At 36.5% G+C, this 12,056-nt stretch carries 11 protein-coding genes; 9 read left to right on the top strand and 2 right to left on the bottom strand.

Annotated elements, in window-relative coordinates; all coding sequences use genetic code 11:
• Nucleotides 1-47 precede the first annotated feature (47 nt).
• From DIT68_RS00170 to DIT68_RS16670, 4 genes are all read left to right on the top strand, one after another.
• Nucleotides 48-2,330, top strand: coding sequence for a TonB-dependent receptor (locus DIT68_RS00170; protein WP_109357801.1), 2,283 nt, complete (start codon nt 48-50; stop codon nt 2,328-2,330).
• A gap of 14 nt (nt 2,331-2,344) precedes the next feature.
• Nucleotides 2,345-3,304, top strand: a complete 960-nt coding sequence (locus tag DIT68_RS00165; RefSeq protein ID WP_109357800.1) for an HmuY family protein — start codon at nt 2,345-2,347, stop codon at nt 3,302-3,304.
• Between the two features lie 61 nt (nt 3,305-3,365).
• Nucleotides 3,366-3,602, top strand: coding sequence for a DUF433 domain-containing protein (locus DIT68_RS00160; RefSeq protein WP_109357799.1), 237 nt, complete (start codon nt 3,366-3,368; stop codon nt 3,600-3,602).
• Between the two features lie 120 nt (nt 3,603-3,722).
• Nucleotides 3,723-3,953 carry a DUF5615 family PIN-like protein gene (locus DIT68_RS16670; RefSeq protein WP_158276075.1) on the top strand — a complete coding sequence of 77 codons (231 nt, stop codon included), beginning with the start codon at nt 3,723-3,725 and terminating at the stop codon, nt 3,951-3,953.
• A 310-nt stretch (nt 3,954-4,263) separates the two neighbouring features.
• Here the strand turns inward: DIT68_RS16670 and DIT68_RS00155 are convergent, their stop codons facing one another.
• A complete protein-coding gene (locus DIT68_RS00155; RefSeq protein ID WP_109357798.1) occupies nt 4,264-4,998 on the bottom strand; it encodes a LytR/AlgR family response regulator transcription factor in 735 nt (244 codons plus the stop codon).
• Nucleotides 4,995-6,041 (bottom strand): sensor histidine kinase, encoded by a 1,047-nt coding sequence (locus DIT68_RS00150; RefSeq protein WP_109357797.1) that lies wholly within the window; start codon nt 6,039-6,041, stop codon nt 4,995-4,997. Before DIT68_RS00150 ends, DIT68_RS00155 begins: the two co-directional genes overlap by 4 nt.
• Before the next feature lie 194 nt (nt 6,042-6,235).
• On the opposite strand from DIT68_RS00150, the gene DIT68_RS00145 reads away from it, so the two are divergent.
• The 5 genes from DIT68_RS00145 to ilvN all read left to right on the top strand — a co-directional run bounded on the left by DIT68_RS00145 (nt 6,236) and on the right by ilvN (nt 12,012).
• Nucleotides 6,236-6,688 carry a DUF420 domain-containing protein gene (locus tag DIT68_RS00145; RefSeq protein ID WP_109357796.1) on the top strand — a complete coding sequence of 151 codons (453 nt, stop codon included), beginning with the start codon at nt 6,236-6,238 and terminating at the stop codon, nt 6,686-6,688.
• A gap of 529 nt (nt 6,689-7,217) precedes the next feature.
• Complete coding sequence (locus tag DIT68_RS00135; protein WP_109357794.1) at nt 7,218-8,117, top strand: branched-chain amino acid transaminase; 900 nt, start codon at nt 7,218-7,220, stop codon at nt 8,115-8,117.
• Nucleotides 8,117-9,793 (top strand): dihydroxy-acid dehydratase, encoded by a 1,677-nt coding sequence (gene ilvD / locus DIT68_RS00130; RefSeq protein ID WP_109357793.1) that lies wholly within the window; start codon nt 8,117-8,119, stop codon nt 9,791-9,793. The genes DIT68_RS00135 and ilvD overlap by 1 nt, the downstream gene beginning before the upstream one ends.
• A gap of 8 nt (nt 9,794-9,801) precedes the next feature.
• Nucleotides 9,802-11,493, top strand: a complete 1,692-nt coding sequence (ilvB, locus tag DIT68_RS00125) for a biosynthetic-type acetolactate synthase large subunit (protein WP_109357792.1) — start codon at nt 9,802-9,804, stop codon at nt 11,491-11,493.
• A gap of 6 nt (nt 11,494-11,499) precedes the next feature.
• Nucleotides 11,500-12,012: an acetolactate synthase small subunit gene (ilvN, locus tag DIT68_RS00120; protein WP_109357791.1), complete on the top strand. Its 513-nt coding sequence runs from the start codon at nt 11,500-11,502 to the stop codon at nt 12,010-12,012.
• Nucleotides 12,013-12,056 lie beyond the last annotated feature (44 nt).

Raw genomic sequence — 12,056 nt, 5'->3', positions numbered from 1 at the left:
ATTCAAACTCAAAAAAAAAATAAGGGTTGACTGTCAAAAGAAAAATCATGAATACAAAATCGAATTTTAAAAGCAATTTCAATACACTCGTTTTACTTTTATTTTTTACACAATTCGTGAGTGGTCAAACCATAACAGTGATTTCTCTTGAAGATAGTCAACCCATTCCTGGCGCTAGGATTGACATTCTTCTCAATGAAAAGACTTTCAATTTTACGACCAATTATAACGGTGAATTAAAAGTTGAAACAGCATTTACCCTTCAGCCTATCACCATGACCATTTCCTTTTCAAGTTTCGAAAAGAAACGATTAGAGAACTTAGTGATCTCTAAAGATACCGCAATTGCTTTGGCCTCTGCTGTGAAAGAGTTTGACGAAGTAGCGGTAACCGCGCAATACAAATCGCAACTGGTTGAAAACGCAGTGCACAATATTAAAGTCATCGATCGCCAAAAGATTGAATCCATGGCTGCTCAAGATTTAAAAGATGTGCTCACCAACGAATTAAATGTTCGCTTGGGAGAAGACAATATCCTAGGAAGTAGTATGCAACTACAAGGAATTGGAGGAGAGAATGTCAAGATTCTTGTAGATGGTGTTCCTTTAACTGGCCGATTAAATGGAAACATTGACTTATCTCAAATTCCATTAGAAAGCATTGAAAGAATAGAAATAGTTGAAGGTCCACTTTCTGTAAGTTACGGAACGGATGCTTTGGCAGGGACAATTAATATCATTACCAAAAAGAATCAGGGGAAAAAATTTGAAGTGAGCTCCAACAATTACTTTGAAAGCAGCGGAAAAGCAAACAACACCGTTTCTTTGGGTTGGCAAATCAAAAAACACCAGATTCGTTTGGAAGGAGGTCGCCACTTTTTTGATGGTTGGGATTCTTCACATGAAGCTTTTCACTACGACCCAAAACCGATTGCAGACAGCACTCGAGCAATACAATGGAACCCAAAAGAGCAACTTTTTGGTGGAATTAACTACCGATACAATAGAAAAAACACGCTGTTTAACTACAGTGGTCAGCTTTTTAATGAAAACATTATCAATCGAGGAATGCCACGTCCACCCTATCAGCAAGCGGCTTTTGATGACTATTATAATACAACAAGAATTAATCAAAGAGCCAACTTTCAATACCGTTTTAAAAACAACTACCGTCTTTCCTTCATTGCGGCATACAACGGATATTTAAGACAAAAAAACACTAAAATTAGAGATTTAACAGAGATTTCTGATGTTATTTCAGGGAACCCATCGGATCACGATACTTCTGCATATCACAGTTTCATCGCGCGAGGAAGCTTGATTCAAACTAAAATCAACAGCAAAATCAATTACGAAATAGGTTACGATATTCTACACGAAATTGCAAATGGCGAAAGAATTTTGGATAAAAAACAAAGCATCGGAGATTATGCCATTTTCGCAAGTGCGGAATATTCCCCAGTGAAATCTTTGATCATTCGTCCAGGAATTCGATACAGCTACAACACGGAATATAATGCACCTGTAACCCCATCACTTAACCTTAAATATGAATTCTTTAAAAATTCGGTTCAGCAGCTAAGTCTGCGTGCCTCCTATGCCAGAGGTTTCCGCGCTCCATCAATTAAAGAATTGCATTATGTATTTGTCGACATTAACCACAATATCGTCGGAAATCCAGATTTAGAAGCTGAATATGCCAATCATTTTAATTTGTCATTGCATCAAAACATTAAACTGAAAGAGGCAAAACTAAAGAACAAAATAGTATTATTCTATAACGATATTCATCAATTAATCACTTTGGCACAAGCCTCAGCAACAGAATATTCTTATTTCAATTTAGACAGATATACCACCACAGGAGCCCAAGTGGAAAGCAATTTGAATTTCAAAAACATTACCACGGGAGTTGGATTGGGTTACATTGGAAGATACAACGATTTGGCAGAAGAAAATTCAAATTCTACGAACTTCCTGTTTTCTCCTGAGGTAAAATTCAACTTGCAACACAACTGGAAGAAAATCGGATTACAAACTGCTGTTTTCTATAAATATACAGGAGTTCTACCAAATATTCGCACCAACGCAGACGGAGAGCTTTATGAGTCCAAAATCAACGATTATCATACTGCAGATGTAGCAATTTCAAAATTTGCTTGGAAGAACAGACTTAAAATTACAGTGGGTGTTAAAAACCTATTTGATGTCACCTCAATTACTGGATCTGCTAGTGGCGAAGGCGCACACTCAGTAAGTTCTGGAAGTGTGAGCATTGGAATGGGGCGTGTTTACCACCTAGGAATTAGGCTACAATTAAACAAAAATTAAACTTAGAGAGAGAGATGAGATTAACAATACTTTTTATTAGCGCAATTTTATTTACTTCATGTTTAAAAGAGGAACTGCCTGTTCCTAAAAGAGAGGCTGGAGATTTAAAAACGGGAGAAGTTAGCATGGGAGCGAATTATGCATACCAAATCTACTTTGATTTTTCAGCCAATAAAATGACAGGAAAAAACTCAAAAGACATTTGGGATATTGGTTTTGAAACTGGAGACAATGGCAGTCGTGTAATTATCAATACTGCCAGAAACATGATGGTTTATAGCACCGACAAAACGGAATTGTCTGAAATCACGAGCGAAAACGGATACCTTGTTCATCCGAAATTTGACAATGCAACCGGAAATTTAGATTCTACAGGAGTAGGAAATTGGGAAGATGGCTTGGTGCGAATTATCGACATGGGCTATTCTTCTGAAGGAAACGCTATCGGGTTTTACAAACTCAAAATCAATGAAGTAACAGCCACAACCTACACTTTCGAATTTGCTAAAATTGAAACCACTTTATCCAAGACGGCAACAATATTAAAGAAAGATGGGTACAACTTCAGCTATTTCAGCATGTTAAACAATTCAGAAGAAGAAGTTTCGCCAAAAACAAAAGACTGGGACATCGTTTTCACACAATACATTCACCAATTTTATGAACCAGTTGTTACTCCTTACCTACTCACAGGAGTTCTCACCAATAGAATTGATACAAAAGTCGCTGCAATTACTGAGGTTTCATTTGAGGACATAAATTTAGCCTACGCAGAAAACCTCATCTTGTCCGAAAAGACCAACACCATAGGTTTTGGGTGGAAAACTTTAGTAGGAAACGACTATGAAATCAACACCGATATTTCTTATGTGGTACAAGATCACGAAGGCATTTACTACAAATTAAGATTCATTGATTTCTATTCTGAAACAGGCGAAAAAGGCAACCCTGTTTGGGAGTTTGTGGAGTTGTAAGGGGAATGAAATTACAATTCCAAAATTCAAATTTTAATAAAATGTTCTGTATCTTTCCACTATGAGTAATCAATTATTAAATAGAATTACAATCAACCCTGAAATTTGTCATGGTAAACCCACGATAAGAAATAAAAGATATACGGTAGACTTGATATTAGATCTTCTCTCAGCAGGATCAACAATAGAAGAAATTTTAGATGATTATCCTAATTTGACAAAAGAGGATGTTTTTGCATGCTTGGCCTATGCTACAAAATTGACGAAATATTCAAGTTATACCAAGATTTCAGTATAATGTTGATTATAGATGCACAGTTACCAAAAAAAACTTTGTGAGATATTAATTTCACTTGGTATAGATGCTATGCATGTTGACGAGCTTCCTAAAGGAGATGAAACTCCTGATAAGTAAGTTGTGAAATATGCAGATGTACACAAGCTAATTGTGACCACCAAAGATTCTGACTTTTACCATTCGCACATGAGTTTAGGAAAACCAAAAAAAATATTTTTAATCACCACAGGTAATTTGCAGAATCGACAGTTGTTTGATTTGTTCAGAAATAACTCATTACTCATAAAGAAAGCTTTGGAAAGGAGTAGTTTTGTAGAGCTTAATAATGAGGGTGTGATTGAGCATAGTTGAGATAAATAAGGTTATTTAGAGAAAAATCCATTTAATATTTTGCAAACTCGATATTGAAAAATTTTTTATATGTTTCACAAGACCATGAAGGAATTTATTATAAATTGAGATTCGTAGATTTTTACTCTGAGACAGGGCAGAAGGGGAATCCAGTTTGGGAGTTTGTGGAGTTGTAGGGGGATGGAATTGTAGATTAAAGGATAATGAATTTCATCATTTGAACCTGAGCCATCTAATTCGTTTAAAGCCTGAATAAATACTCATTTATGAATGTTAGCTTATTTCACAGTAAATATCATTTACAAACATTTCAGCCTCCATCCATCACTTTGAACCCGTCCTTAGCCTTCTCAAAGCTTTCTCTAAAAGTATCACTCACGTTAAATTTATTTTCACCAATAGTAAGATTGCTTTTTCCGTAAGAATCAACTTTTTGAAGGTTGATGATTTGCGAACGATTGATTTGTAGAAACATTTTTTCAGGCAAAAAGGTTTTGATCTTTTTCAGGGTGATTAAAGGAATTAATGGACTTTTTTTGTCTTCAAAAAATATCTTAACATAATCACCCATGCTTTCTAAAAGAATAATTTGGGAGGGATTTAACTTTACTTGTCGGGCTTCAACTCGAAGGAAGAAATCATCTTTATTTGCTTCTTGATCTGAAATTGATTCCTTTAAAAGTTGAATCTCCTTAATTTTATCGGAAACTGTCTTAAACTCTTCAAATCCAAAAGGTTTTAGTAGAAAGTCAGTGGCTTGGGTTTTAAATTCTTTTAAGGAGTATTGATTAAAAGCGGTAACGAAAACAATTTCAGGTTTCTGAGCAAATTGTTGAATGATTTTAGCCAAATCAAGACCATTTAAATCCGGCATTTCTATGTCTAGAAAGATACAATCTACTTCATGTTCTGACATATATTTCAATGCTTCAGGAGCAGAATTGAAAACAGCTTTCAAGTCTAAATAATCAACTTTTTCAATTTGTTTTCTGATCATTTCCAATGCCAAAGGCTCATCATCTATTGCTATACAACTTATTTTCATACCAATTTTATTTTCAAACTAGAGTGATATCTATTTTTTTTGACTTCATATTCGAGTTTATGTTTTTCGGGATAAATAATCTCTAAACGCTTTTTTGAATTGTTGATTCCTATGCCTTTTGATTTATTGCTTTGATGATTTTTCAACCAATCATTTTCAGTAGACAACACAAAATAATCTCCTTCAAAATGTGTAGAGATATTAATCAAACATTCATGTTCTGTGCTCACTCCGTGCTTAAAACAATTTTCTATAAAGTTGAGCAAGATCATCGGCGCAATTTGAGTTTCGGGATGTTCTTCTGTTAATTCGTAACTTAACTTCACATTTTTAGGTAGTCGATGCGACATTAATTCTAGATAATTATGAATAAAGGATGTTTCCTCAGCTAGTTTAACATAAAACTTGTTCTCTTCATTCATAACATAACGCATCATTTTCGAAAGTTTCAAAATGGCTTCCTGTGATTTTTCTAAATCTGTATGTGTGAGCGCATAGATTGTGTTTAAGGTATTGAAGAAAAAATGGGGTTGAATTTGCGCTTTCAGCGTTTCCAATTCAGCTTTGGCTTTTCGTTCTCTCAGCTCGTTGTTTTTGAGTTCTTCCAAATTCCACTTTCTATAGGATTGATTGATATATCCTACAGATAAAACCAAGGCTGTTTGAAAAAATAAATAGTAATTGATATAAGATTTCTTCTCCTCAGGTCTGTACTCTTCATTCGGATAAAGGCTTTGATAAACCAAGGCGCGAATGTTTAATTCATTTCCTATAAAATTCATAAGACTGATCACCAAAGCACAAATTCCCAAAAACAATAAAATATAATTGAGGTTAATCCCTCTTTTGATCACGTTTGGAATAATAATATTGGTGTTGAGGTAATAAACGATAAATAAAACCACAAAAAGTATGATGTGATAAATATGATAAACCAAGGGTAATTCAGCTGGATATAACATGGGGATGATCACCAAAAGCACTATCGCTAATAGGCTCCAGCCCATTATATCCATCCAAATATTTCTCTTTATCGTTTTCAATATTTTTATGTTTTGAATTGTACTTACAAATTAATGCAATTTATTGGGTCTTTCGAAAGGCAGTCATCGAGAAAAATACCTGACTCAACGATTAAATTATTTTTAAATAAATAAAGACAACATATTTGCATCTTGAAAACGAAACACTTTGGTTCTATTCACTTTAAACAATAATAACTTCAAAATAAACAACAATGAATGCTACAATTCTCATAATGACTTCTGTTTTAGTTCTCACACTTTTCGCTCCGTTTGGAGTTTATTATGGAGTAAAACTGGCGAGGAAAAAAGATTTCAATGCGCACCGAAAAATTCAAACCATCACTTTTATACTTTGTGGATTGGGGGTTTTGGCTTTAGAAATCCTTATTCGATATTCTGGAGGTTCAGGAAGTTTGGCTTCGAATAGTAATTATTATGGAACTTCGTTTTTTACAATTACGTTAGTTTCTCACATCATTGTAGCGGTTTTAACCTACTCAGTTTGGACGATTCTCATCATTGCTTCAAGTCGGAAGTATCAAAAAACACTTCCTGGTAAGTTTTCAAAAATCCACAAAAAAATAGGTTTAATTATTTTCGGAGGATTGATTTATACAGCACTTACGGCTTTAGTGATTTACTTGATGACGCTGAATTTTGTCTAGTCTTTTCAATTTTCTCTCAAGCTAAAAAAAACATTTATTTTCATTCCCATGTAATTCTCACAATAATTTAATTACTTTTGCCCTCAATTAGAGAAAAAATGAACAAAATATCTATTATTCCTTCAATTATTATTGCAATCGTGATTATCACTTTTGTCGCAGGATGATATAGAATATTCAAAAATATTTAAAAGTCCTGACAGAAACGTTAGGGCTTTTTTTATTGCCATTTTTAAAAAACAGATTAAGAAATGAAAACAGTTAACAACATTATTATTATCAACATTATTATTCGCTTCACGGAGTGAGTCAGGTTGGTATTGTCCAATATTAAGTCCTGACCATTGTGTCAGGACTTTTTTTTTGCCCAAAAATTAAAAACATGAAAACAAATACAATCATCATTATCAGCATCATTCTTATTTGCCCATCAGGGTGAGTCAGGCTGGTATTGTCCAATCTATAAGCCCTGACAATAATGTTAGGGCTTTTTTTATATCCAAAAAGTAACAACTAAAAACAAAATAATATGTATTTCGATGACAACACAGTAATTTATCTCGACGGAAAATTTGTTAAAGCCAATGAAGCTTCTACAGATTTGTACAGTCAAACACTTCACTACGGATATGGCGTTTTTGAAGGGATTCGCGCTTATGCTACAAAAGATGGAACACAAGTTTTTAAATCCTTAGCGCACTACGAACGCTTGAAAAAATCAGCAGAACTTATTCAAATACCTTTCGATTATTCTCCCCACAAATTGGTGGAAGTCACCGAAAGCTTATTGAAGAAAAACGATTTAACTGATGCCTATGTTCGTCCTTTGGTCTTCTGTGATCCGAACATGACACTGGCACGTCCCAACAATGTTTCTATCATGATTTGCGCTTGGGAATGGGGCGCTTATTTGGGCGACAAACAATTGCGTTTAACAGTTTCCTCTTTTTGCCGACCTCACCCCCGCTCTATCAAAATTGAAGCAAAGGTTTGTGGACATTATGTGAATTCTATTCTTGCAACAAATGAAGCCAAAGACAAAGGTTTTGACGAAGCACTACTTTTGGATAGTGATGGCTATTTGGCGGAAGGTCCGGGTGCAAATTTATTCTTCGAAAAAGATGGCGTTTTATTCACTCCGCAATTGGGAAATATTCTTCCTGGAATTACCCGAGCAACAGTTTTAGAATTGGCCGAAGAACTTGGAATCGAAGTTCAGCAAGGACTTTTTGAACCGAAAGAATTATTCGCAGCAGACAGTGCTTTTTATTGTGGAACAGCCGCTGAAGTCATTGGAATCGCATCGGTTGACGAAACAAAATTCCCAAAAGCATGGAAGGATTCACTAGGAAAGAAATTACAAGATGCTTACTCAAAAAGAGTGAGAGAAAGTTCAACACCAGCAACAATATTTAGCACGAAATTATAATGAAAACTTTAAATAAATACAGTAAAACAATCACGCAAAACGAATCTCAACCTGCCGCACAAGCCATGCTTTACGGAATCGGATTGACGGAAGAAGACATGCAAAAAGCACAAGTCGGGATTGTAAGTACAGGGTACGAAGGAAATACTTGCAATATGCATTTGAATGACTTGGCAAAGGAAGTAAAGACAGGTGTTCAAAAAGAAGACCTTGTTGGATTAATTTTCAACACAATTGGCGTAAGTGATGGAATTTCCAACGGAACAGACGGAATGCGATTTTCTTTGGTTTCTCGCGATGTCATTGCGGATTCCATAGAAACGGTCGTCAGCGCACAATGGTACGATGCAGTTTTGGCTGTTGTGGGTTGTGACAAAAATATGCCTGGCTCTATCATCGCAATGGGCAGGTTAGATCGTCCTGCCATCATGATTTACGGTGGAAGTATTCATTCTGGAGAATGGAAAGGTGAACCTTTAAACATCGTTTCTGCTTTTGAAGCTTTAGGAAAGAAATTCAACAATAAGATAAGTCCAGAAGATTTCAAAGGTGTCATCAAAAATGCTTGTCCTGGCGCTGGTGCATGTGGCGGAATGTACACTGCCAACACGATGGCTTCGGCGATTGAAGCTTTGGGCATGAGTTTGCCTTATAGTTCATCGAATCCTGCTTTGAGCATTGAGAAAAACCAAGAATGCCTAGATGCAGGAAAAGCGATACGTGTTTTGCTTGAAAAAGACATTAAACCCAAAGACATCATGACCAAAAAAGCTTTTGAAAATGCAATTACTATGGTTACCGTTTTGGGAGGTTCTACCAATGCTGTCTTGCATTTAATCGCTATGGCACATTCGGTAGATCTCGAATTAACATTAGAAGATTTCCAGAAAATTAGCGATAAAGTTCCTGTTTTAGCCGATTTAAAACCAAGCGGGAAATACTTAATGGAAGATTTACATGCTGTTGGTGGAGTTCCTGCTGTAATGAAGTATTTACTCGCCAACAACTTACTTCATGGAGATTGTTTAACCGTTACAGGAAAAACTGTCGCAGAAAATATGGCTGTAATTCCTGATTTAAGCGCAGGCCAAGATGTGTTCTTTCCATTGGAATCTCCATTAAAATCTACGGGACATTTACAAATCCTTTTTGGGAATTTGGCACCAAAAGGAAGTGTAGCAAAAATCAGCGGAAACGAAGGAGAATATTTTGAAGGTTCAGCGAAAGTTTACAACGATGAATACGCAGCAATTGACGGAATAAAAAGTGGCAATGTGAAACCGGGAGATGTTGTGGTGATTCGCTACTGTGGTCCAAAAGGAGGTCCTGGAATGCCCGAAATGTTAAAACCAAGCTCTGCAATTATGGGTGCTGGATTGGGTGGAAATGTTGCTTTAATTACCGATGGAAGATTCTCTGGTGGAACACATGGATTTGTGGTGGGACACATCACACCCGAAGCTTATGAAGGTGGAACAATTGCGCTGGTCGAAAATGGCGATAACATAAGCATTGATACGAAGAAAAACACCATGACTTTAAAAGTGAGCCAAGAAGAATTGGCGCAACGAAATTCAAATTGGAAACGACCCCAGCTTAAAGCAAAAAAAGGAGTGTTGTATAAATATGCCAAGTGTGTTTCGTGTGCTTCAACCGGATGTGTAACTGATAAATAATAAAAGAAATGACAACAAAAACAACAGGCGCTCAAGCGGTAATGAAATCTTTGGTCGCGGAGCAAGTCGATACGATATTTGGATATCCCGGAGGAGCCATTATGCCGATTTATGATGCTTTGTATGATTACGAAGACACTATAAAACACATTTTGGTTCGTCATGAACAAGGCGCTACACATGCTGCGCAGGGATATGCGCGAACTTCAGGGAAAACAGGAGTAGTTTTCGCTACCTCTGGACCTGGAGCAACGAATTTAATAACGGGGTTGGCAGATGCAATGATCGATTCAACGCCTTTGGTTTGCATCACAGGACAAGTCGATTCGAAATTGCTGGGAACAGATGCTTTCCAAGAAACAGATGTGGTGGGAATTTCCATGCCGATTACAAAATGGAACACCCAAGTAACCAGAGTGGAAGATATTCCAGCGGCCATTGCAAAAGCATTTTACATTGCGAAATCTGGTCGTCCAGGACCTGTTTTAATCGACATTACCAAAGATGCTCAGTTTGGTGAAATGGAATTTCAATACGAAAAATGTACTACGATCCGCAGTTATCGTCCAAAACCTAAGTTGAACAAAACCTTGTTGGAAGAAGCTGCAATTTTAATCAACAAGGCCAAAAAACCCTACTTATTGATTGGTCAAGGCATCATGCTTTCAAACGCAGAACAAGAACTTTTGAATTTCGTTGAAAAATCTGGAATTCCAGTAGCTTCTACTCTTTTGGGATTGGGCGCATTTCCAAATCATCATCCTTTATATGCCGGATATTTGGGAATGCACGGAGATTACGCAGCAAATATCAAAACCAATGAATGTGATGTGTTGGTCGCCATTGGAATGCGCTTCGATGATAGGGTGACCGGTGATGTTTCTCGTTATGCCAAACAAGCGAAAGTGATTCATGTAGATATCGACGCTGCGGAATTGAATAAAATCATCAATGCGGATGTTGGAATTCATGCCGATGCCAAAGAAGCGTTGACTTTATTAACAGAATTGGTTCACCAAAAAGAGCATTCAACTTGGTTGCAAGAATTCAGAGATCTCAAGAAAGTTGAGGTGGAAACTTTGCAAAAAAGTACAGACGAAGCATTCAACGATGAAATAAAAATGGATGAAGTCATTAAAATGCTTTCTGAAATCACCAATGGAGAAGCCGTTGTGGTCACCGATGTTGGTCAGCACCAAATGTTAACAGCGCGATATTACGAATACAATAAAACGAAGAGCAACATTACTTCTGGCGGATTAGGAACCATGGGATTCGCTCTTCCCGCGGCGATAGGAGCAAAATTTGGAGCGCCAAAGAAAACAGTCATTGCGATAATCGGAGATGGAGGATTCCAAATGACTTTACAAGAATTGGGAACGATTTTACAAAGTGAAGTAAATATAAAAATCGTCATTCTCAACAATCGATTCCTTGGAATGGTGAGACAATGGCAGCAAATGTTTTTCGAAAAACGATACTCTTTCACCAATATGGTCAGTCCAAATTTCATTGCCTTGGCTCAGGCATATTCTATCAGCGCTAAAAAAGTAGAATATCGCGAGGAACTGAAAGAGAGTTTACTAAAAATGTTGAATCACAAAGGTTCTTTTTTACTCGAAGTCATGGTCGCAAAAGAGGAAAATGTTTTCCCAATGATCACCACAGGCGCTTCGGTTTCAGAAGTACGATTAAACTAATTAAAAATGAAAAAAACATATACCGTTTCGGTTTTTACAGAAAACAGCATAGGAATGATGAACCGTGTGACAATTATTTTCACACGTAGACATTTAAACATAGACAGCATTACCGCTTCAGAATCAGAAGTTCCGGGAGTCTTTCGCTATACGATTGTCTTGAGAACCACTAAAGCTCAAATTGAAAAAGTGATTGGTCAGTTGGAGAAAGTTATCGATGTCATCAAAGCTTTTGTTCACGAAGAAAATGACATTGTTCATCAAGAAATTGCTTTGTATAAGATCAGGACAGAAACTTTAACGAATGGCGATGTCGAAAAGGTTATTCGTAAACATCATGCCCGAGTGTTAACAGTTGATTCCCAATTCATGGTCATCGAAAAAACAGGCCATGTCGAAGAAACACAATTGCTTTTCGAAAAGCTCAGACCGTATGGAGTGCTCGAATTCGCTAGGTCAGGACGAGTTGCAGTAACCAAACCGATGAAGGAGTTGAGTGCATATTTAGAAGAAATTTAATTACGAATTGTTCAATTACGAATTAGCAGAAAAACAAAAAACAA

The organism is Brumimicrobium oceani, assembly GCF_003143775.1.
Classification (GTDB): Bacteria; Bacteroidota; Bacteroidia; order Flavobacteriales_D; family Crocinitomicaceae; genus Brumimicrobium; species Brumimicrobium oceani.
Note: the sequence above shows the minus strand (reverse complement) of the source record. Positions and strands in the feature narration are given on the sequence as shown.

Excerpts from the sequence above, each read along its gene's own strand:
- DIT68_RS00170 (WP_109357801.1), top strand. The coding sequence starts at position 48 with ATGAATACAAAATCGAATTTTAAAAGCAATTTCAATACACTCGTTTTA.
- DIT68_RS00165 (WP_109357800.1), top strand. The coding sequence starts at position 2,345 with ATGAGATTAACAATACTTTTTATTAGCGCAATTTTATTTACTTCATGT.
- DIT68_RS00160 (WP_109357799.1), top strand. The coding sequence starts at position 3,366 with ATGAGTAATCAATTATTAAATAGAATTACAATCAACCCTGAAATTTGT.
- DIT68_RS00155 (WP_109357798.1), bottom strand. The coding sequence starts at position 4,998 with ATGAAAATAAGTTGTATAGCAATAGATGATGAGCCTTTGGCATTGGAA.
- DIT68_RS00145 (WP_109357796.1), top strand. The coding sequence starts at position 6,236 with ATGAATGCTACAATTCTCATAATGACTTCTGTTTTAGTTCTCACACTT.
- DIT68_RS00135 (WP_109357794.1), top strand. The coding sequence starts at position 7,218 with ATGTATTTCGATGACAACACAGTAATTTATCTCGACGGAAAATTTGTT.
- ilvD (WP_109357793.1), top strand. The coding sequence starts at position 8,117 with ATGAAAACTTTAAATAAATACAGTAAAACAATCACGCAAAACGAATCT.
- ilvB (WP_109357792.1), top strand. The coding sequence starts at position 9,802 with ATGACAACAAAAACAACAGGCGCTCAAGCGGTAATGAAATCTTTGGTC.
- ilvN (WP_109357791.1), top strand. The coding sequence starts at position 11,500 with ATGAAAAAAACATATACCGTTTCGGTTTTTACAGAAAACAGCATAGGA.